Origin of the sequence: Dokdonia pacifica, from assembly GCF_900188275.1 — a bacterium.
In the GTDB taxonomy this organism is placed as follows: Bacteria; Bacteroidota; Bacteroidia; order Flavobacteriales; family Flavobacteriaceae; genus Dokdonia; species Dokdonia pacifica.
Genome location: NZ_FZNY01000002.1, coordinates 513,054 through 537,709 on the forward strand (window position 1 = coordinate 513,054; position 24,656 = coordinate 537,709).

A 24,656-nucleotide genomic window follows, 5' to 3' on the forward strand; every position below is an offset into this window, starting at 1 on the left:
TTTCAAAGTACTAAAACAAATACTTAAATATTTATTTTGGCATTATACGCTTTCGCGAAAGCGTATATCAGATTCACAAAGATTTAAAACACCAAACTAAATACCGAACCTTCCCCTTCAATACTTTTAACGATGATTTTTCCTTTGTGAAGTAACATAATTTGTTTACACAAACTTAAACCAATACCGCTACCCGTTGCTTTACTAGTAAAGAAAGGCACAAATACATTTTCTAAAATATCTTTAGGAATACCAGAGCCGTTGTCAAATACTCTAATAACAATATCTCGGTTTGAATTTTGAGCAGCCTCTACTATTATTTTAGCATTTTCAATTTCTTTACACGCATCGACAGCATTTAATAATAGATTAATTAAAACCTGCTCAATAAGATGTGTATCTATATCTAATTCTAATTTGGGGGTTGCTACTTTAAAATCTATAGCGATATTTTTTGCTTTAATGGATGGCTCCATCAGCAATTGAATATTATTAAACAATTCTGATACTCGAATTCTTTCAAGATTCAAACTTGTTACTTTATTTAAACTACGATATGTTTTTGCAAATTGTAAAAGTCCTTCGCTACGATTTTTAATTGTTTTAATACCAGAGTTAAGATCTTCCAATTCTAATTGCGTGCTTTCAGGTTCTTGAAGTGCAACTTGTAAATTCTGATGAAGTGTATCTGCCAATGAAGAAATTGGAGCAATACTATTCATAATTTCATGGGTCATCACACTCAATAATTTCTTCCAAGATTCTGATTCATTCTTGTTTAGTGTATCATCAATATTCTGAATAACAATAAGCTTAAAGGCCTCTTCTTCTACTTGAAAAACAGTATCAGAAATTAAAATTTTTATAGATTCATTTTTCAATGCAATCGAGATAGAGTCTGGTGCTCTGTGATACATTTCAAAAACAGTAGCAAATAATTCTGGTTTTCTCGTTTCAACAAATCGTACGTTTTTAAAGGTAGGTACATCTAAAATCTCTCCAAAAGAATCATTACTCCAAAGTACATCACCGGTTTCCAAGTTATAAGCAATAATACCTATATCAACCATCTCTAAAATTTTCTGGAGATACACATATTGCGCTTGATTTTGAATATTTATTTCTTTTATCGTACGGTTAATTTCATTGAATCCTGTGTACAAAAACCGAATATCTTTAGGTCCAATATCTTCTGGAAACCATCTTGAAAAATCACGATACTTCACAGCTTCAAAAAAATCGTCCATCGCAGTGAAACGTCTTTTTACAAAGCTATAGGTATTTATAAGCAAGTATATTATCGCTATACTAATAATAACAGCATAGGTGTTATTAGCTATCTCTAATGTATAAAGCAATCCTTGAATTAGACCTACAATAATTGCAATTCTAAAAAAGAGTTTAAGAATGTAGCTTCTATAGTTCATATTTTTCTAATCGTCTATATAACGCTGCTCTGGTAATTCCTAATTCTTTTGCAGATTTCGAAACATTGCCTTTGTGTTTTTCTAAAACAGTAAGAATGGCGTTTTTTTCAATATCATCTAGGTTTAAACTTGTGGTCTCAATGCTTTTTTTGGTCACCGAACGTTCTATAGATGAAAAAACGAGATCTTCAGGTTTTAAAACAGATCCGTCTGTCATGATGACCGCACGTTCTAAGACATATTGAAGTTCTCTTACATTACCTGGAAAATCATGTTTCTTCAATTTTGAAATAAAACCACTATCAAAAGAGAACGTATTCTTATTATACTTTTCGGCATATAACGAAACGAAGTGTCTTGAGAGTTCTGTGATATCTGTACCACGATCTCTTAAAGGAGGAATAATAATATCTACCGTATTAATCCTATAAATCAAGTCTTTTCTAAATTTACTTTCATCGGCTAATGTACTTGGATCTACATTTGTAGCACAGATCAGTCTAATATCAATAGGAATAGCTTCATTAGACCCCAAAGGAGTAACTTGTCTATTCTGTATGACGGTAAGTAAACGTACTTGTTGACCTAACGTAATATTTCCTATTTCATCTAAAAAAAGTGTGCCTCCATTTGCAGCTTCAAATCTTCCCATCCGATCTTCTCTTGCATCTGTAAATGCTCCTTTTTTATAACCAAATAATTCGCTTTCAAATAGTGTTGATGTTAATGCACCTACATCTACTTTAACAAAGGGTTTATCTTTTCTATTTGAGTTATCATGAAGTGCTCTAGCAATTAAATCTTTACCTGTACCATTTTCACCAAGAACAAGTACATTTGCATCGGTTGGCGCCACTTTTTCAAGCTTCATAAAGACATCTTGCATGGCATCACTTTCCCCAATAATTTCAACACTAGAACTATTTAAAGATGTTGATTTAGAGCTTTTAGTTTTCTTCTTATCTAGTAACGTCTTTATAGTCTCTATGATCTTTTCATTCTTCCATGGCTTCATTAAAAAATCTGAAGCACCTTCTTTAAGACCTCTAATAGCTAAATCTATATCGGCATAAGCAGTCATAAGAATGACTAAGGTTTCTGGTTTTTGTTTTTTAATCTCGTTTAGCCAAAAAATACCTTCATTTCCAGTATTGACTAGCCCATTAAAATTCATATCCAGAATAATCACATCGTAATCGGTTTTTTCAATTTGTGACCTAATATTACTTGGATTTTTTTCAGTAACAATGTTTTTTGCTAGTGGCTTAAGAAGAAGACGTAATGCAGTAAGTACATCTGCATCATCGTCTATAGCCAATATCGAAGCGTTTTTTAATACCATTACTACAATATTACGATTTTATATCAGCTTGTAAAAACAAAAAAAATATAGTTCGAAAAAGTGTACACTTTCGGACATAAAGTGTATCAAAATCGGACACTTTTATTTTTTCAAAAAACCACAAATTAATGATTATCAAATGCTTAGTGTTTTGGCATCATATTCACTAGTTAGAGGTATAACCAAAAAAACAAAAATGGACGTACCAATTGAAAAGAAAAAATTCTCAAAACAAAAATTGCTAACTATAGGTGGTATTGTAGCAATCCTTGCATTGATAGCTTATGTTATTTTTCAAACATCTGGAGGTTCTAAACTCAATGTAGAAAAAGAACGGATTTCTATTAGTACGATAAAAAAGGATGTATTTCAAGAAAATATTCCTGTAAATGGGATCGTATTACCCATTACGACCATCTATTTAGATGCACTAGAAGGCGGACGTGTAGAAGAAAAATTTGTTGAAGACGGCGCAATACTAAAAAAGGGAGAACCTATTTTAAGATTATCAAATACAGATTTGGAGTTGAGTCTTATTAATCAAGAGACCTCTGTTTATAATCTATTAACGCAAATGCAAATCTCTCAAAATGCAGCACGTCAAAATACAATTAATAGACAGAATCAATTTACTGATGTAGAGAATAATCTTATTGAAGCAGAGCGTGTATACAATCTAAATAAGCGTTTATACGATAAGGGAGCAATTGGTCGACAAGATTATGAATCATCAAAAAATAATTATGACTACCAGACTGAGCGTATGAAACTCGCAAAGCAAGTGCTATCTGAAGATTCTATCTCTTCAAAACTTGAAATAAACCAAGCGAGAGATTCCTATGCTAGAACACAAAGCGCTTTAGAGTTAATGCGCAAAAAGGTAGGAGATTTAGTAGTGCGTGCTCCGATAGATGGGCAATTAACATCTTTAGATGCAGAAATTGGACAGTCTATAAATAAAGGAACTCGCCTAGGTCAAGTAGATGTTACCACTGGATATAAGGTAAGAGTAGATATTGATGAACATTATATATCAAGAATATATACTGGACAAACAGGAACTTTCACTCTCAATGAAAAGTTATACACCTTAACGATAAAGAAAGTCTTTACTCAGGTTACCAATGGCCGTTTCCAAGTAGATATGACCTTTGAAGGTGAAGTGCCAGAAGGCATACGAAGAGGACAAAATCTACAGATTAGAGTAGCCCTAAGCGCTGAAAAACAAGCGGTATTGATCCCTAAAGGTGGCTTCTTTCAAAAAACAGGAGGTAATTGGGTCTTTAAAGTAAGTGAGAATGGAGATAGTGCCTACAAAGTAAATATACGATTAGGAAGTCAAAATACAGCATATTACGAAGTGATAGAAGGATTAAATCCTGGAGATAAAGTAATCACATCAAGCTATGACTCTTATGGTGATATCGATGAACTGATTTTGAAGTGATCTGAAAAAAAAATAATACTGAATATAAAAACAAGAATAGCTAATAAAACTTAATACAATGATACAAATTACTGACTTAGAAAAATTTTATAAAACGGAAGAGGTACAGACTATTGCCTTAAACAAATTATCATTTGAAGTTAAGAATGGAGAATTTGTAGCCATCATGGGGCCTTCAGGTTGTGGTAAATCTACATTGTTAAATATCATAGGACTTCTAGACGACCCAGACGGAGGGAGTTTTCAATTTAATGGCGAGGAAGTTTCTAATTATAATGAGCGCAAACGTTCTGAATTAAGAAAGCACAATGTAGGTTTTGTATTTCAGAGCTTTAACTTAATAGATGAATTGACTGTTTTTGAAAACGTTGAGTTACCTCTTATATACACTGGCGTAAAACCTGCCGAGCGTAAAAAACGTGTAGAAGAGGTATTAGAAAAAATGCAAATTATGCATCGTCGTAATCATTTTCCGCAGCAATTATCTGGAGGGCAACAACAACGTGTCGCTGTAGCACGGGCGGTTGTAAATAACCCAAAATTAATTTTGGCCGACGAGCCAACAGGAAATTTAGATAGTACAAATGGTAATGAAGTAATGGATTTACTTATAGATCTCAATGAAGCGGGTACTACTATCATTATGGTGACACATAGTGAACATGATGCTAAATATAGTCACAGAATCATCAGAATGTTAGATGGTCAAAAAGTGACCGAGAATATCTTGGTGTAATCATCAATCATCAATCAATACTTGCATCTAGCAAACAATCAAAAAACGAACAGTAATTCTTTTCAATCATGCTTAAAAATTATTTCAAAATAGCGGTTAGAAACCTTCTTAAAAACAAGGGCTTCTCATTTATAAACATTTTTGGCTTGAGCATAGGTGTAGCTGCCTGCATTTTAATTTCAATTTATATTTTTCACGAAAGTAGTTATGATAAACACGTTGCTAATTCTGAAAACATATACAGATTAAATCGTGATTATGTAGATGGAGACCGTGTTGACACTGGCATACATTTTTCAGCAAATACCGCACCTACACTCATAACAGATTTTGAAGAGGTAGAAAACGCAGGAAGACTAATGTCTAATGGTTTGTTTTGGGGAGCTGGAAGTAATGAGATTCGTTTTGATGGAGAAGACACTCAATACTATGAAGAGAATTTCACCTATGCAGATCAAGCTATCATTGATATTATGGATGTTCAAATGGTGTATGGACAACGCAGAACAGCACTTTCAAAACCCAATACGATAGTTATTTCTGAAACTATAGCAGAAAAATACTTTAGAAACCAGAATCCTATTGGACGCAGTATGTATTTAAATGGTAACAATGAAAGACCATTTAAAATAACTGGAGTCATGGAAGATTTTAAGAGTAATTCTCATTTAGATTTTGACTTCTTTATAACATTAAAAGATGTAGAGTTCGGAGAAGGAGAGCAAACACGATGGTTTCAAAACAATTATTTTACCTACGTGACGCTGAAACCGGGAGTAGATATTCCTGCATTTGAAGCTAAGATGAATACTATATTGATGGAAAAGTACATAAAACCATCATATAAATTAGCAGGATTTGCTGGATGGGAAAATGCAGAAGAGAAAGAGATCACAAACTTACAACCATTAACCGCTATTAACCTCTACTCTACACATGTAGATTATGAATCAAATTCTCGAAACGATATAAAGATTATTTGGATTTTTGGTATTGTAGCATTGTTTATTCTCATTATAGCTAGTATTAATTTTGTAAATCTCTCTACTGCAAAATCTGCTAATCGTGCAAAAGAGGTAGGATTAAGGAAAGTAGTTGGTTCTTCACGAACACAACTTATAAGTCAGTTTCTGGTAGAATCTATATTAATCTCGTTAATTGCTTTTATTTTAGGTATACTCTTATCAGCCCTATTAATGCCGTTGTTTAGAACAACGTCTGGAATAGATCTTGTTATACCATGGTCTAATATTGGCTTTATACCTACTGCCATAGGTGTATCTATTATTGTAGGTATTCTTGCAGGTTTGTACCCGTCTTTTTACCTCTCAAGTTTTAACCCTATAAATGTGCTTAAGGGAAAGCTTAGTTCAAAAAGTAAATCTGGCGGATTAAGAAGTAGCTTGGTGGTATTTCAATTTACAGTATCCATTATTTTAATTGTTGGAACGCTCATTGTTAACCAGCAAATGAATCATATTTTAACTTCAAAAATTGGTTTTGAAAAAGATCAGGTCGTTCAAATCTATAGTACCAATGCATTAAATGAACAGGTAGAAACATTTAAAGAAGAACTTAAAAAACTACCTGGAGTAAACAATGTCACTATTAGTGATTATTTACCCATTAATGGAACAAAACGAAACGGAAATAGTTTTGTAAATGAAGGAAGAGATGGTCTAGATGAAACGATTCCTGGACAAGCTTGGGTTATTGATGAAGATTATATTGAAACTATGGGTATGACCCTAGTGAATGGACGTAATTTCATTAAGGGCAGAACTTCAGATGAACAAGCCGTTATTATGAACCAAGCGATGGTAAAAGCGCTAAGGTTAGAAGATCCAGTAGGAAAACGAGTATCAAGATATGGACAGCTTTGGGAAATTATTGGAGTGGTAGAAGATTTCAATTTTGATACCATGAAAACTACCGTGAGACCTCTTTGTTTTTTTAGTGGTATAAGCCCTTCAATTACTTCCGTTAAAATTAATACGAATGATGTTTCTGCAGTCTTAGCATCTATGGAAAACAAATGGACAGAATTTGTTCCTAATATGGCTTTTCGTTACGAGTTTATGGATGCTTCATTTGCAAAAATGTACGATAATGTAAGTAGAATAAAAGTCATATTTACTGCCTTTGCCATTCTAGCGATATTAGTGGCTTGTCTAGGCTTACTGGCACTATCTGCTTATATGGTAGAGCAACGCAATAAAGAAATGAGTGTTAGAAAAGTTTTAGGCGCTTCTATACAAACCATTTTTAAACTATTAACAGGAAAGTTTTTAAGCTTAATCTTAGTAGCACTAGTTATCGCTATTCCTATCGCTTATTATTTAATGAATACATGGTTACAAGATTATGAATACAGAATAGAAATGTCATGGACTGTATTCCTATTTGCAGGGATTATGGTTTTAATTATTGCACTAGCAACTATTAGCTATCATGCCATGAAGTCAGCTTTAATCAGCCCGGCAAAGGTATTAAGGTCAGAATAAATCATCAGCAAACAATCAAAAACGAACAGTAATTCTTTTCAATCATGATTAAAAATTATTTCAAAATAGCGTTTAGGAACCTTCTTAAAAACAAGGTATATTCTCTAATTAATATATCTGGTTTGGCTATTGGTATGGCAGCTACTATGTTAATAGGGCTTTGGATTTTTGACGAACTTAATTACAACAATTATTTTAAAGATAAAGCGACCATAGCACAAGTATTTCAGCATGAATCTGCTAATAATATAGTAGATACAGGTCCTGCTATCCCAAGACCTTTAGAGTTTGCTCTTCGTGAAGATCATGCCGATAATTTTAAACATATTATTATGGCATCTTGGGAGCAACCGAGATATCTTAAGCATGGCGAAACCAACATTAATCGTTTAGGTCATGCTATACAAGAAGGAGCTACAGAAATGTTGAATTTAGAAGTAGTTGAAGGGGTTAGAGATGGTTTAAAAGAAAAGAATTCTATTATGATTTCTAAGTCTACTTCAGCATCATTATTTGGGTCTGAAACAGCTATAGGCAAAATCATTAAAGTAAATAACCAGCACGACCTAGTAGTGACAGGAGTTTACAACGATATCCCTGAAAACAACTCGTTTAGTGATGTAGACTATTTAATCCCTTGGAAACATTATATCAGTTCTCAAGAATGGATTGAAAATGCTAAAACATCATGGGGAAATAACTCTTTTCAGATGTTTGCTCAGATTAATGACAATACTACTATGGAAGCAGTAACATCAAAGATCATTGATGTTAAAAAGAATGCTTCTCCTGAGGAAGCAGAATTTAATCCTCAGATTTTTTTATTCCCAATGGATGATTGGCACTTACGAAGTGATTTTGAAAACGGAGTACAATCTGGCGGACGTATAGAAAATGTATGGTTATTTGGAGTGATTGGTATTTTTATCTTATTACTAGCTTGTATCAATTTTGTAAATTTAAGTACAGCACGTTCTGAAAAGCGAGCTACAGAAGTAGGGATACGTAAATCTATAGGCTCACATCGTGGTCAACTTATTTTTCAGTTTCTAACTGAGTCATTCTCTATAGTCCTTTTAGCTTTTGTAGTTGCCATTGGGATTGTATTAATAAGTCTTAACGGGTTTAATAATCTTGCTAGTAAAGCAATTATCTTTCCATGGAGTAATGGCATGTTCTGGCTAGCTTCACTCCTATTCATTTTAATAACTTCTGTTTTATCAGGAAGCTATCCAGCATTGTATTTATCATCTTTCAATCCAGTATCAGTATTAAAAGGGACTTTTAAAGCTGGGCGTTATTCTTCATTACCACGTAAAGTTTTAGTAGTGACTCAGTTTACAGTATCTATCGCACTTATTATTGGAACATTAGTGGTTATTAACCAAATTCAATTTAGTAAAGACAGACCTGTAGGCTATAATAGGGATGGGCTTATTCAGATTCCTGTTATGAGTTCTGAGTTTATTGGTAAGCATGAAACCATGCGTACTCAATTTGTTGCATCAGGTGGAGCCATAAGTATGACGACCATGAGTGGTCCTGCTACTCAAGTCTGGTCTAATAGAAGTGGTTATACTTGGGAAGGTAAACCTGTAGGGTTTCAAGAAGATTTAGCACATACCTCTGTAAATTATGATTTTGTAAAAACCTTAGGTTTAAAACTCGTTGAAGGTAGAGGATTTTCTAGGGACTTCCCAACAGACTCTAATGCTGTAATTCTTAATAGTACAGCGGTGAAATATATGGGAATTAAAGACCCCATTGGAAAATATATCAGAGATTCAGATGTAGATGATCCATTTACACCATTAAAGATTATAGGAGTTATAGATGATATGATTGTTCAGTCCCCTTATAGCCCTGTAAAACAATCAATGTATGTCTTTGAAAAGTATGGGAATATTGCTTTTTATGACCTACGATTAAATCCAGCTAAAAGTACAAGCGAAAACTTAGCATTGATAGAAAGTGTTTTCAAAAAGAATTTTCCTAATACACCTTTTGATTATCAATTTGTAGATGAAGAATTTGGCAAGAAGTTTAGAGCAGAAGAGCGCATTGCTAGTTTGGCAAGAGTATTTACTCTCCTGGCTATTTTTATAAGTTGTTTGGGACTTTTTGGTTTAGCATCTTTTGTTGCAGAACAACGTACCAAAGAAATTGGTGTCCGTAAAGTTTTAGGAGCTTCTATTAGTCAATTATGGATGTTATTATCCAAAGATTTTATAAAGCTCGTAGTTGTTGCACTTTTAATAGCATCTCCAGTTGCCTATTACATTATGGGACAATGGCTGCAAAAGTTCAGTTATCGAACCTCAGTCACGTGGGATGTAATTGCTATTGCTTGTTTTGGGGCTTTAATTATCACCCTTATTACAGTAAGCTTTCAAGCAATTAAAGCAGCCACATCAAACCCTGTAAAGTCTCTAAGAACAGAATAAACACTCACAATCAAAAAACAATCATGATTTATAATTATTTCAAAATAGCACTCCGTAACCTTTGGAAAAATAAAGTGTTTACATTCCTAAATATTTTAGGACTTAGTGTCGCCTTTTGTGTTGCTACTTTACTATCCATAGCTTCTCTAAACAATTTAGCTGAAGATCAATTTCATACAAACAAAGACAATCTTTATAAGGTATATGCTACCGAGCAAACTTCTAAAGGCCCCGAAGAAGTATCATCTAGATCTACACCATTTGCACCTACACTAAAAGATGAAGTTCCGGGAATAAAGAAAATCACACGTCATTTAGAAGAAAATGTAGTGGTTTCCTATGAAGATAAAGAACTGCAACTTGATGTCAGTTATATAGATCCAGACTTTTTTGAGATGTTTTCTTTCCCAGTAATAAAAGGAGAAAACACATCACCTCTTTCACAAAAATCATCGGTCGCTTTAACGCAAGAAACAGCAAAACTCTTATTTGGAAATGAAGATGTTATAGGAAAAACAATTTTACTACAAGGGCAAGATGCCAAAGAACCATTTATTATAAGCGCCATTCTAAAAGATATTCCAAAAGAAAGCTCAATGGGCTTTGATCTGTTAGTTGCTTATGAAAATAACGCATATTACAAGCAAACATTAGACGATTGGAGTAGCAGATTCCATAGTGTATACCTACAACTAGACGAAGGAGTAACGACACAACAATTTGAAGAACGCACAAGAGCATTTGTAGCACAATACTATCGAGAAAATATAGAAAACGCTATCCGAGACGGTGTTCAAAAAGATGCAAATGGACAATATTATCAATTACGCTTATTTCCATATGTAGATTCGGTATTTACAAAGTTTAAAGGAGGAATTGCAAAAACTTCTCGAATTATGCCCTATCTGATTTTATGTATTGCAATACTCATCCTATTTATTGCCAGTGTCAACTTTATAAACATGAATGTAGCTAAAGGAGGACAACGCTTACGCGAAATCGGAATGCGAAAAACACTAGGTGCAACAAAATCCCAACTATTCATTCAGCTTTGGGTAGAAAGTCTTTTTGTTTTTTCAATTTCCATCATTCTTGGATTGTTATTAGGCTATGCACTTCTCAATGATTTTCAAACACTATTCAGAACTAGCGGAACATTTGGAACCTTACTAAGTCCAGAAATCCTAAGCTTATTTGTTATTGCAATTATCCTTATAACGCTTATTGCTGGAGGTTATCCTGCCCTACTCCTTAGTAAATTAGGCACTCTTAAAGCATTAAAAGGAAAAATGGAAGCGAGAGACAGCAACCGCCTCAGAAATACATTAATCGTCATACAGTTCAGTATTGCCATTTTACTCATTAGTGGCACACTCGTATTAAATAAACAAATTGATTTCTTACGACATAAAGACCTAGGATTTGATAAAAGCAATGTCATCTCCATTCCGTTAAATGGTAGTTTAGATAGTTATACCGCATTAAGCAGATTACGCAACGAATTACAAAGCGAACCAGAAATTCTAAGCATTACTGCTGCAGATAATAATCTAGGTTCTGGAAGAGACGGTAGTGGATATATGAGTATCTCTGGGTTTGATTATGAAGGAAGAAGTATAAAAACACATAACCTCACTGTAGACTATGACTATATAGAAACCTTAAACCTAGAATTAGTTGCTGGTAGAAGCTTTGACAGACAATTTGCCACAGATAGTCTTGCCATGGTCATCAATGAAACAATGGCTAAAGAATATGGCAAAGAAAACCCATTAGACGTTGTTGTTTCATTTGACGATAGCATTAGATACAAGGTAATTGGTGTTGTAAAAGATTACAATTTCCAAGGACTAAAAAAAGAAGTGGAACCCCTTACCTTCTACTTAGATCCTAATGTAGGTTATTATTACGCTTTCGCGAAAATAAACCCAGATAAAGCTGTAGGTGCGTATGATAAAATAGAAAAAGCATGGAACAAAATAGAACCCGAAGCCACATTCTTAGGTTCCTTTTTAGATGAAAATATAGATAGAACTTTAAGAAGAGAAAAAGTCCTTACCAAAATTATTACAAGCGGATCTATCGTAGCGATTCTCTTAAGCTGCATAGGACTATTCGCCATTTCTATGATTGTTGTCAATCAAAGAACAAAAGAAATTGGGGTTCGAAAAATAGTAGGTGCTAGTGTACCAGGTCTTGTAAAATTACTACTATCAGACTTCTTAAAACTTGTAGTCTTAGCCTTTGTAATTGCGACACCCATAGCATGGTGGATGAGTTCCAAATGGCTAGAAGATTACTCGTATAAAATTACCCTTAATCTTGGCGTATTCATTATAGCCGGTCTCATAGCTATTATTATAGCCATGCTTACCATTGGTTATAAAACAATGCATGCGGCATTACAGAATCCTGTAAAATCATTAAGAACTGAATAATTATGTTCAAGTACAATCTTAAAATAGCATTTAGAAATTTCAAAAAATACAAAAGTAGTTTTGTAATTAATATCATTGGGCTCTCAGCTGGAATAGCCTGCGTACTGTTTATCTCTCTATGGGTACATGATGAAATGAGGGTAGATAAATTTCATGAAAAGGAAAAACAGTTATATCAAGTATTGTCCAATATGACCCTCAATGATGAAACAAAGACCTTTGTAGGTAGTCCTTTTCTATTAGCAGATGACATAACTAAAGAATTTCCCGAAGTAGAAGCAGCTACAGCAATCAATGCTGATTTTGCAACTCCAGAAGGTGTTTTTACTCACGGAGATAATAATCAAACAGCTAAAGGATTATTTGCCTTGCCTAACTTTTTTGAAGTATTTTCTTTTGATGTATTAGTCGGTGATCAAAATCAAGTACTACAGAACAAGTATAATCTAGTAATCTCAGAAGAGTTAGCAAAAAGATTATTTAAAACCAAAGAAAACGCCATTGGCAAAACATTAAATTGGAATTATAAATGGACAGACGGAAATGGAGAAGAAACATTAGTTGTTTCTGGAGTTTTTAAAACACCACCTGCTCATTCTACAATGAAGTTTGATTACGTTGTCCATTCTGAATTATTAATCGATTCAGATAGATGGGCTGGAGATTGGAGCGGCCATTATGCAAAATCTTATTTAGTGTTAAAAGAAGACACTAATATTTCTAATTTCAATCAAAAAATTGCGAACTATCTAAATACCAAAAGAGATGGTAAATTCAAATTTACATCTTTTGTTCAAAAATTTTCCGATAGATATCTCAATCTACCTTATGAAAATGGTGTTCAAGTAGGTGGTCGTATTGTTTATGTTAGATTATTCATCAGTATAGCTCTTATCACATTACTAATAGCCTGTATCAACTTTATTAATCTTACTACTGCACAAGCTAGTAGAAAAATGAAAGAGGTAGGGGTTAAAAAAACACTTGGAGCCAGTCGCAGATCATTAGTATATCAATATATGAGTGAAGCACTCATTCTAGTAATTTTATCAACAGGAGTAGCCTTACTTTTGGTATTTTTATTTCTTCCAAAATTTAATGCAATTACCGATAAAAATATCCTCTTAAATTTCGGAAGTAATCAACTATTCATAATTACACTCATTATCATCGTTACAGGTTTTTTAGCTGGAAGTTACCCAGCTTTTAGACTTTCTTCCTTTAAGCCTGTGACCACTTTAAAAGGAGAAACGCCAAAAACGGTTTGGGAATTCTTCCTAAGAAAAGGACTTGTTGTCTTTCAATTCACCATTTCAATTGTATTTATTATCAGCATTTTAGTAGTGAATAAGCAAGTAAAATATATGCAAACTAAAAACCTGGGGTACAATAAAGAAAATGTAATTCAATTTGAAATAGGAAGTAATATTGAAAATCCTGAAACACTACTTAATGAATTAAAAAACATCACTACGGTTCAAAGTGTAGGGTTTACAAATGGAGAATTCTTAGAAGGGACAGATAACAATGGTGGATGGATTTGGCCTGGTAAAGATTCTGAAGACTATAGATCTTTCCAAGCGCCTAGAATGGGTTATGGTGCTATTGAAACGCTAGGAATGAACATTATTGCGGGTCGTTCATTCTCAAAAGAGTTTAATGATAACTACAACAAAATTATACTCAATGAATCTGCATTAAAATTAATGAGCCTAGAAAACCCTATTGGTCAGATGTTAAAAAAAGGAGAGGCTCAACAAGAAATCATTGGTATCGTTGAAGACTTCCAATATGGTTCATTGCATAAAAAAATAGAACCACTCGTTATAAGATTTAGATCCTATGGGAACAATATTCTGGTTAAAATCGCACCAGGTACAGAGCGAGAAACGCTTTCAAAAATGGAGTCTATTTATACAAAATTTAATCCTGGGTATCCTTTTGACTATTCCTTTATGGATAGCAATTATAACAAATTATATGCTGCAGAAATTAAAGTAGCAAATCTTTCAGACTTCTTTGCAATACTAGCTATTATCATTTCTAGTTTAGGACTTTTTGGACTAGCAACATTTACAGCAGAACGAAGAGCTAAGGAAATCGGAATTCGAAAAATACTAGGATCTAGCGTATTGGGAATTGTAAAAATGCTATCAAGTGAATTTGCAAAAATGGTTGGTTTTGCTGCATTAATTGCATTTCCAATTGGATATTGGTTGTGTAGCAAGTGGTTAGATAATTTTGGATATGCTATTGAATTAAAATGGTGGTTTTTTGGTTTAGCAGGTTGTATCACTATGCTTGTCGCCATGATAACAGTAGGACTCCAATGTTATAGAGCTGCTACAGCAAATCCTATACATGCTATTAAAACAGAATAAATATCAATCAATCAAAATCAAATCATCATGATCAAGAATTATTTCAAAATAGCGTGGAGAAACATCATGAAAAACAAGGTGTTTTCTCTTATCAATGTGATAGGACTTACCATTGGTCTAAGTGCATCATTTGTCATTGGTTTAATGATTTTTTACGATGCTACATTTGATAATTTTCATAAAGATGGTGATCGTATATATAGAGTAGTCACAGATTTTAAAGCTCCAGAAGGTCAATTCTATAATCCAGGGGTTACCCTTGCTTTGAAAGATGCTATAAAAGGCAACTCAAACTTTGAAGTGATAAGCGAGTTCTACATAGAACGCCCTATGAAAGTAGAGAACAGAGCAAACAACCTTGAATTTAAATTACCAAAGTTTGCCATTTTTGCAGACCAAGATTATTTTAAAATTTTCGATTATACGTTTATAGCAGGAGATCATACCAATACATTAAACAATCCCAATGAAGTTATATTAACTAAAGAACGTGCTGAAAAATATTTTCCAAATACAGAAATCTCTGATATTATTGGTAAGACTCTTGTTTATAACGATTCTATTAATACTACCGTAAAAGGAATCGTAGAAAACTTTGAAAATAGAACAGATATTGTTTTTCAAGAGTTCATATCACACCCTACTTTACTTCAAACAAGGATGCGAGAGAACATTATCAGAAAGAATTGGAATAATACCAATTCTAGTTCTCAACTGTTTGTAAAACTAACGCCAAATGCTGATATCGCCTCCATTAAAGAACGCTTTAAAAGTATTGCTACAGAACATGCTGATGAAGAAGATATAAAATATAATCAAGAACGAATTTTTCAATTACAGACATTAAACGATATTCATTTTAATGAAAACTATGGAATCTATGATTGGTCTAGTGGACAAGCAAGTAAATCCTTATTAAAAAACTTAGCACTTGTAGCGCTCTTCCTACTATTATTAGGTTGTATTAATTTTATTAACCTAAATACAGCACAAGCGACACAACGTGCTAAGGAGATAGGCATTCGTAAGACCCTAGGAAGTTCTAGAAAACAATTGATTAGTCAGTTTATGGGAGAAACATTTCTATTGGTTATAATAGCCGCTCTCCTATCACTATTACTATCAAGGTGGTTAATTAATGTCTTCTCTGATTTTGTCCCAAAAGACTTAAGCTTTGAATTATTTAAAGCCCCAATTGTTGCTATGAGTGTCATCGTTCTTTTAGTGATCGTAACATTCTTATCAGGATTCTACCCCGCAATGGTTCTTTCAAAATTTAATACCGTATCTGTATTAAAAAACCACCTAGCAGTTGGAGAAAAGAAAGTAAAGCTTAGAAAGTTCCTAACAGTATTCCAGTTTACAATTGCACAGGTCTTTATTATTGCTACACTTTTAGTTGGTAAACAAATAAATTACTTGTTGAGTAAAGACATGGGCTTTAAAAGTGATGCTGTCATCTCTACTTTCAGACCCATTGGAGAAAGTGGACTTGATAAAATGGAATTATTTGCAGAAAAACTACAATCTATTCCTGAAATAAATAAGATAAGTCTGGGTAACTACACACCAGCTTCTTTTAGCTCAAATACTACTACCATGACAAGAATAGACAATGGTAAAGAGATATACGGTGATATACAACTGCTACATGGCGACACTAATTATTTAGAGCTCTTTGAGATTGATTTATTAGCTGGTAGAACGAGGCTTAATGATACGATCAAAGAACTGGTTATTAATGATACTGCTCGTAAATTTTATGGATTTAATACGCCAGAAGAAGCAGTAGGGCAAACCCTTACATATGAAGATGAAGCACTCCCAATAGTAGGAGTCATGGAAGATTTTCATCAACGTTCATTAAAAACGGAAATTAAACCTATGAGTTTTTTAGGTGATTTTTACAGAGGGAATTGGACCTACTTTTCACAAGCTCACATTGCTTTAAAAAATGAATCTTCAGATAATTTAGAAAATACGATTACTAAAATCGAAAATGAGTATAAAGCTATTTTCCCAGGGGAAGCATTTAGAATGCAGTTTTTAGATGAAACCATAGAAAATTTTTACAAGAGAGAGCAAAAGATCTCTAAGCTCTTAAATTGGGCAACAGGATTATCAATTTTAATAAGTTGCCTAGGGCTTTTAGGTTTAGTGATTTATACTACAAATAGACGTGTTAAAGAAATTGGAGTACGCAAAGTATTAGGAGCATCACTATTTCAAATTAATACACTTTTATGTAAAGAGTTCCTCATTTTAGTCACTATTGCTTTTGTTGTAGCCTCACCTCTAGCCTGGTATGGTATTCATAATTGGCTTCAGGATTTTGCATATAAGACCTCTATTAGCTTTTGGGTATTTCTAATAAGTGGTTTAGCAATGATCATCTTTGCTTTATTGATCATAAGCGCAAAAACATTACAAGCTGCAAATGCAAATCCTGTAAATTCATTACGATCAGAATAAGTCTCACACCCATTTAAAAATAAATAGCAATGCTTAAGAACAATCTAAAAATAGCGTATAGAAGTCTTAAAAAAAACAAGATATACTCATTTATCAATATTGTTGGCCTAGCGTTAGGAATTGCTGTAACGATGATTATTGGTCTGTGGATAGCTGATGAATTTGATTACAACAATCATTTTGAAAACAAGGATCGCATTGCTCGTATAATGCAACATCAAACAGTTAATGGAGAGGTACACTCTAATGAAACTATTCCCCTTGCATTAGAATTTCAATTGCGAGATCAATTTGGAGATGCATTTACACATATTGTAATGTCTTCACGTAATAATGGACGCTTTCTTTCTGTAGACAATGAAGTGATTTCTACTAGGGGCCGTTTTATGCAAGCAGATGCTCCAGACCTTTTAAATCTGGAAATGATACAAGGAACCCGCAATGGATTAGAAAAAATAAACTCCATTTTACTTTCTGAATCTACAGCAAAAACAATTTTTGGCAACGAAAACCCAATAGGTAAATCGGTTATGTCAAATAATGAACATGCCATGGAAGTAACAGGAGTATATAAAGATATCCCTAGTAATAATAGTTTTTCTAATCTCCAGTTTTTAATGCCTTTCAAACATTGGATGAATACTAGATGGAGTTGGTTAGAAAATCAAGATACAAATTGGGACTATAATTCTTTTGACCTCTTTGTAGAACTATCCGAAAATGTAGATCTCACTGCTGTAAATACTCGTATTGAAAATGTAAAAAAGGATAATGACCCACGAGGAGATAAATTTGACCCAAGATTATTTGTATTTCCAATGACCGACTGGTATTTGTATTCTCAATTTGAAAATGGTGCTCAAGTTGGAGGTCGTATTGATAATGTTTGGTTATTTGGTCTTATTGGCCTTTTTGTGCTCATCCTTGCAAGTATAAATTTTATGAATTTAAGTACTGCACGATCTGAAAAACGAGCACTCGAAGTAGGTATTAGAAAATCCATAGGTTCAACACGTAGACAGCTCATTCATCAGTTTTTGAGTGAGTCATTTCTAGTGGTATTATTAGCATATATCATTGCTATTGGATTGACTTTACTTTCCATCAACTCATTTAACACCTTAGCAGGAAAAGAAGTTGTTTTTCCTTGGCTTAATCCCTTATTCTGGGGAGTTTCAATACTCTTTATTATACTCACGGCATTAATCTCTGGAAGTTATCCTGCCTTATATTTATCATCATTTAAACCCATTAAAGTGCTTAAAGGAACTTTCAAAATGGGGAGAAATGCTTTGCTTCCGCGAAAAGTGCTTGTTGTAACTCAATTTACGGTTTCTATTGCATTGATTATAGGGACACTCGTTGTCAAAAACCAAATCGATTATAGCAAGGATAGGCCTATAGGTTTTGAAAGTTCACAGCTTGTTCAAATACCCACATCCAGCCAAGAATTTCAAAATAAGTATGAAGTAATGCGTAATCAGTTTATAAACTCAGGCGTCGTTACTCAAATGGCTTGGGGAAGCAGTCCCTCTACACGTATATGGAATTATTCATCTGGGTATGAATGGGATGGAAAACCTCTAGATTTTGATGAGAGCCTTGCACAAATGGGAATCTCTTATGATTATATTGATGCGCTCGAAATGAAAATAATTGAGGGGCGTTCTTTTTCTAGAGAGTTTACTACAGATTCTAGTGCTGTTATTCTCAATAAAACTGCGGTAGCCTATATGGGAATTCAAAACCCTGTTGGGAAATACATCCGAGAGACAGAGCCAGGACCTAATAGTGTGCCTATGCAAATTGTAGGTGTGGTAGAAGATGTGATAAATGAATCGGCTTACGAACCTGTATCACCACAAATGTATATGTTTGGAAGTGGCTATGGCGGATTCTATTATTTGAGACTTGATCCTGATAAAACAACTAGTGAAAGTCTAGCTACTATCGAAAAAATATATAAAGCAAATTTTCCAAACCTTCCTTTCAACTACGACTTTGTAGATGAGGAATATGCACAAAACTTCATTGCCGAAGAACGCATTGCAAGCCTTTCTAGTGTATTTACTTTACTCGCTATTCTCATAAGCTGTTTAGGTCTATTTGGACTCACATCTTTTGTTGCAGAACAGCGCACTAAAGAAATAGGGGTGCGCAAAGTATTGGGGGCAACAGTTACAAACCTTTGGATGCTGCTTTCAAAAGATTTTATCATCCTTGTTGGCATAGCATTATTACTAGCAGTACCACTCACCTACTATTTTATGAGCGATTGGATTGAAAAGTTCTCTTATCGCACAGACATTTCAATACAGGTATTCTTGATTGCTGGATTCGGCGCTATGCTAATTACAATGATAACTGTAAGTTTTCAAGCAATTAAAGCAGCCATAGCCAATCCTGTTAACTCATTACGATCAGAATAAATGAGATGAGGGTACTTCATATAAAGTGAAAATAAGTGTACGCTTTCGCGAAAGCGTACACATAAAACTAAGAATCATGATTAAAAACTATATCAAAATAGCATTTAGAAATTTTTGGAGAAATAAGCTTACTAGTTTTATCAATTTGGTGGGACTTTCCTTAGGTTTAGCCGCCTGCATTTTGATTACTATGTATGTTTCTCACGAAAAGAGTTATGACAGTTTTCATAAGGATTCGAAGCGCATTTTTACTGTTGTTGGTAAATTTAAAATTGGTGATGACGATATCAGAATGACAAGGCTTAGCTCCATTGTCGCTTCGCAATTAAAAGAAAATGATCCGAGTGTAGAGGATGCATTTCGATATTATGAGCATAATCAATCGGTAAGCATAAAAACAAGTGCCTCAAGTAGTGAAGTGTTTTCTGAAAATAACCTTGCCGCAGCTGATGCCAATTTATTTTCCTTTTTCTCTTTTGATTTAATAAGAGGAAATCCTACTGATGTTTTGAAAACTCCATTTTCTGTAGTTCTAACAAATAAAGCTGCTGAGAAGTATTTTGCGAAAGCGGACCCTATAGGAAAACAACTTATCATACAACAGGATAGTACTTATAGTTTTACGATAACGGGTGTTATGAAAGATTTTCCAACGAATTCTTCTATACAATCTGATATGATAGTCTCTATGTCTAGCCTATCATCCATGAAGGAGACACAACCTTTATTAGCATCAGAACGATTTCAAGGAGGAAGTTTTGCAACATATGTCAAGCTGAATGATCTTACGAAAGTAACTGCTGTAGCCAATACTGCTGTACAACTTGATAAACTTAGTAATGAAGAATCTACCACTACATATGCATTGGATTTATTTACAGATACCCACGCCCAAACTGCAAATACAGGTCGTTTTGATTATTTAAAGGTATTTCCAATAGTGGCTTTGCTCATTTTAATTTTAGCACTTACAAATTACATAAGCCTTACTACAGCTAGAGCAGGTACAAGGGCAAAAGAGGTAGGCGTGCGAAAAATAAGCGGAGCTAATAGAAGAAGTCTTGCGATACAATTTTATATAGAATCAGGGATTTTTGTTTCTATTTCTTTCTTACTAGGAATCGCTATCAGTAGTATTTTTAAAGATCGCTTTTTAGAATTATTAAATATAGAAATTGGTAATGCCTTTTTCTATGACAGATCATTTATAACTGCACTAATAGGTCTGTTTATTTTTGCTGTTTTTGTTTCTGGTGTGTATCCAGCCATTGTATTATCGTCATTAAACCCTGTAAAGAATTTCAAAAATAAATTAGCAAAAAATACAGGAAGTGTATCTGTTAGAAAAGTATTTACAACATTTCAATTTACCATTGCAGTATTACTTATTGTTTGTGGTATTGTCATGAGTACACAATTAGAATATATGCGTACGAAGGATACTGGTTTACAACGGTCTAATGTCATGATGATTCCCATTGAAACTAGTATTGCAACTAATGCTAATACATTAAGGAATAAGGTTGAAAATCTTTCTGAAGTCGCACAAACAACAGTGGCTATGAACAAGATGTATGGTGGCTACAATATTTATTTTGCATCAAAAGAAAACAGTGATGAAAATTATAGTGTATCCACATTTAATGTAGATGAACACTTCATAGAAACATTAGGAGTTTCTTGGTATTTAGAACCGGAAGAAAGGACTGCATTTTCAGAAAATAAAAAAGTAATTATCAATCAAAAAACAATTGACGAATTAGGATTAAAACAAGATCCAAGAGGTGAGCAAATGAGTTTTGGTAGTCAATTTTTTGAAATCGCTGGTGTGGTCAAAGATTTCAATTATACATCTTTAGAAGTGCCTATTAAACCTCTGGCCTTTTTTGTGAGTTCTGAGGCCTCTGCAAATAAGAATATGATGGGTACTTTTAGTACGTGTCTATATGTAAAGTTTCATGATGAAGTAGCGTTATCTGGTTTACTGGATAAAATTGAAAACATCTATTCATCTCTTGATGAAACAACACCTTTTACGTATCAATTTATGGACGATGCATTTGATACACTCTATAAAGCCGAAGAGCGTTTATCATCTATCTTTTACATCTTCATGGTACTAGCATTAGTAATAGCTAGTTTAGGGCTTCTGGGGTTAATTACTTTTGCTTCAGAGCAACGTGTAAAAGAAATAGGTATCCGCAAAGTTCTGGGTGCTTCTATTTCCGAAATAGTCGTCTTATTATCTACCGACTTTATAAAGTTAGTAGTATTAGCCATTATTATAGCGGTTCCATTGGCATGGTATTTTGCAGATAGTTGGCTTAATTACTTTGCTTTTAGAGTTGATATGCCATGGTGGTCATTTGTAATTGCAGGATTAATAGCTATTAGTATTGCCTTAACTACGGTTAGTTTTCAAGCGATTAAAGCGGCTATTGCAAATCCTGTTAACTCGTTGCGATCAGAATAAATTTATTTTTTTACAAAGAGAACCTTTTTTAAGTGTTCGATTTTGAACAAGAAGTGTATCAAAATCGAACACTTTTATAGTTGTGGGTATTTGTAAATATTTAAATTACAGATATTTACATGTTTGGCACAATCTTCACTTTATAGTTATCGAATTCATCAATCAAAAAACGAATAGTCAAAATAGTAACCCATGTTTAAAAATTATTTCAAAATAGCGATCAGAACCTTATTAAAGCATAAGGGATATAGCTTTCTAAATATCTTTGGTCTGGCTGTAGGTATTACTTGCGCAAGTTTAATCTTTCTTTGGGTAGAAGATGAACTTAGTTTTAATACAAACTTTGATAAGCAAGATCAAGTATTTTATGTACCAACTAACCAGCAGTATGAAGGAGAATGGAGAACATTCTATTCTACACCTGGTCCTCTAGCGCAAGATCTAAAAAATGAAATCCCAGGAATTATAAGAGCCACCCGCTCTAGTCCACAAGAATCTTTGTTTACGGTTGGAGATAACGCTATTATAAGAAGAGGGCGCTATGTAGATGCAGATTTCCTTGAGATATTTAGTCTAAATTTTATCGAAGGTGATAGAGCCAATGCATTCAATAATCCAGAGGCTATTGTTTTAACTCAGGAAGTTGCAGAACAACTTTTTGGGAAAGAAGAAAAGGCTCTTGGTAAGATTGTTAGAATAAATGATAAGGATAATTACTCAGTTACTGGAGTTATTGAAAACTTACCTAAAAACATCACCTTTAAGTTTGATTGGGTAGCTCCTTTTGAGCGCTATCAGGAAGGAGAAGATTGGATGCAATTTTATGGAAATAATTTCTCAGATACGTTTGTTGAATTATCACCTGAAGTAGACTTTGCTACTGTAGATGCAAAAGTGCGTCAATTAGTTCAGCAAAAGGATGAAAATAGCAATACCTATGCCTTCTTACATTCTATAAAAGATTGGCATTTACGATCCAAATTTGAAGGAGGGAAAATCATTGGTGGGCGTATCTCTTATATACAATTATTTATCATTGTTGCATTTGTGATTTTATTGATTGCCTGTATCAACTTTATGAATTTATCTACCGCTAGAAGTGAACGACGTGCCAATGAAGTAGGTGTACGCAAAGCTATGGGTTCTAGTAGAGGAAGACTCATTGCACAGTTTATTTCTGAGGCTGTTATTTTATCTTCTATTGCCACCTTAGTAAGCCTTATATTGCTGGCCATTTTATTACCGCAATTCAATCAAATCATAGGAAAAAACTTAACCCTTGGATTATCGCAACCCTTGCATATTATATCATTAGTAGGCGTAGCTATTATTTGTGGATTATTAGCAGGCTTATATCCTGCGTTTTATTTATCATCCTTTAAACCTGTTGAAGTTTTAAAAGGTTTAAAAATCACAGAAAACTCTGCAGTTTTTATACGAAAAGGATTGGTGGTAGGTCAATTTACAATATCTATTGTTTTTATTATTACAACCATTTTAGTGTATCAACAAATACAGCATGCAAAAAGCAGAGAACTTGGCCTAGATAAAGATCAATTATTATCTATGCCTATAGACGAAGATTTTATTCCAAATTTTGATTTAGTGCAACAAGAATTGATTCGAACAGGTTCTGTTGAAAACGCTACTTTATGTAATTCTGAGCTTCTATCTGGAGGGAATAATGGTTCTGGTTATCGTTGGAAAGGTGGTACAGATACAGAAGATGTTTTAATATCTTCTAGAAATGTAACGGAGAGTTTCTTTGAAACAACAGGCATGGAAATCATAGAAGGAAGAGGGTTTAGTACAAATGTTGAAGCTGATAGTTCTAATGTTATGATTTCTGAGTCTCTAGCAAAAATGATGGGAGATACAGATCCGATAGGAAATATTATTATCCGAGGAGATAATGAAATGACAGTGATTGGTGTTGTTAAAGATTATGTATATGGAAATATGTATGAAGCTAGTGATCCTGTATTATTCATGCATTTTCCAAGCTACGCACGTCATATGTTTATTAAAACAAAAGAAGGTGTTCCTTTGGATAAAGCTCTCGCTGATATTGAAGCTATTATGAATAAACACAACCCAGCGTATCCATTTGAATATACCTTTATAGATGAAGCTTTTGATGCTAAGTTTAAAAATGAACAGCTAATAGGAGAACTATCTCAGATTTTTGCCATTCTTGCGATATTCATTTCTTGTTTAGGTCTATTTGGTTTGGCTACCTATACAGCAGAGAAGCGCCGAAAAGAAATTGGGGTACGTAAAGTATTAGGTGCTAGCATTACAGCTATTGTAAAATTATTATCTAAAGACTTCTTGAAGTTGGTTTTAATCTCTATTGTAATTGCCATTCCAATAGCATGGTATTATATACAAAATTGGCTTCAGGATTATTCCTACCGTATAGATATCAACTGGTGGGTATTTATTATAGCTGGGCTATTAGCCATCGTGATTGCCATGTTTACAGTGAGTTTCCAAGCAATTAGAGCGGCTATTGCTAATCCAGCAAAAAGTTTAAAAACAGAATAAATCAATCAATCAATCA

12 protein-coding genes are annotated in these 24,656 nt (G+C 33.7%); 10 read left to right on the top strand and 2 right to left on the bottom strand.

All coding sequences use genetic code 11. The features are described from left to right. Positions 1–83: 83 nt before the first annotated feature. Positions 84–1,427, bottom strand: a complete 1,344-nt coding sequence (locus tag CHB80_RS09520; protein WP_089371209.1) for a sensor histidine kinase — start codon at positions 1,425–1,427, stop codon at positions 84–86. Continuing rightward, a complete protein-coding gene (locus CHB80_RS09525; protein WP_089371210.1) occupies positions 1,417–2,769 on the bottom strand; it encodes a sigma-54-dependent transcriptional regulator in 1,353 nt (450 codons plus the stop codon). Before CHB80_RS09525 ends, CHB80_RS09520 begins: the two co-directional genes overlap by 11 nt. 196 nt (positions 2,770–2,965) lie before the next feature. Here CHB80_RS09525 and CHB80_RS09530 point away from each other — a divergent pair, with 196 nt between their 5' ends. The 10 genes from CHB80_RS09530 (at position 2,966) to CHB80_RS09575 (ending at position 24,640) form a co-directional block, all read left to right on the top strand. Beyond that, entirely contained in the window at positions 2,966–4,216 is a 1,251-nt protein-coding gene (locus CHB80_RS09530; protein ID WP_089371339.1) for an efflux RND transporter periplasmic adaptor subunit, read from the top strand. Between the two features lie 58 nt (positions 4,217–4,274). Beyond that, the gene (locus tag CHB80_RS09535; RefSeq protein ID WP_089371211.1) at positions 4,275–4,952 is read left to right on the top strand and encodes an ABC transporter ATP-binding protein; all 678 of its coding nucleotides are present in this window, start codon (positions 4,275–4,277) and stop codon (positions 4,950–4,952) included. A gap of 68 nt (positions 4,953–5,020) precedes the next feature. Next, complete coding sequence (locus CHB80_RS09540) at positions 5,021–7,456, top strand: ABC transporter permease (protein ID WP_089371212.1); 2,436 nt, start codon at positions 5,021–5,023, stop codon at positions 7,454–7,456. Positions 7,457–7,500: 44 nt separating this feature from the next. Beyond that, positions 7,501–9,900: an ABC transporter permease gene (locus CHB80_RS09545; RefSeq protein WP_089371213.1), complete on the top strand. Its 2,400-nt coding sequence runs from the start codon at positions 7,501–7,503 to the stop codon at positions 9,898–9,900. A 23-nt stretch (positions 9,901–9,923) separates the two neighbouring features. After that, the gene (locus CHB80_RS09550) at positions 9,924–12,338 is read left to right on the top strand and encodes an ABC transporter permease (RefSeq protein WP_089371214.1); all 2,415 of its coding nucleotides are present in this window, start codon (positions 9,924–9,926) and stop codon (positions 12,336–12,338) included. 2 nt (positions 12,339–12,340) lie between these two features. Further along, on the top strand, positions 12,341–14,719 hold the full coding sequence (locus CHB80_RS09555) for an ABC transporter permease (protein ID WP_089371215.1): 2,379 nt from the start codon (positions 12,341–12,343) through the stop codon (positions 14,717–14,719). A 66-nt stretch (positions 14,720–14,785) separates the two neighbouring features. After that, a complete protein-coding gene (locus tag CHB80_RS09560; RefSeq protein ID WP_308489153.1) occupies positions 14,786–17,191 on the top strand; it encodes an ABC transporter permease in 2,406 nt (801 codons plus the stop codon). Between the two features lie 29 nt (positions 17,192–17,220). Then, positions 17,221–19,620 carry an ABC transporter permease gene (locus tag CHB80_RS09565; RefSeq protein ID WP_089371217.1) on the top strand — a complete coding sequence of 800 codons (2,400 nt, stop codon included), beginning with the start codon at positions 17,221–17,223 and terminating at the stop codon, positions 19,618–19,620. 76 nt (positions 19,621–19,696) lie between these two features. Beyond that, complete coding sequence (locus CHB80_RS09570; protein ID WP_089371218.1) at positions 19,697–22,093, top strand: ABC transporter permease; 2,397 nt, start codon at positions 19,697–19,699, stop codon at positions 22,091–22,093. 192 nt (positions 22,094–22,285) lie between these two features. After that, a complete protein-coding gene (locus CHB80_RS09575) occupies positions 22,286–24,640 on the top strand; it encodes an ABC transporter permease (protein ID WP_089371219.1) in 2,355 nt (784 codons plus the stop codon). Positions 24,641–24,656 lie beyond the last annotated feature (16 nt).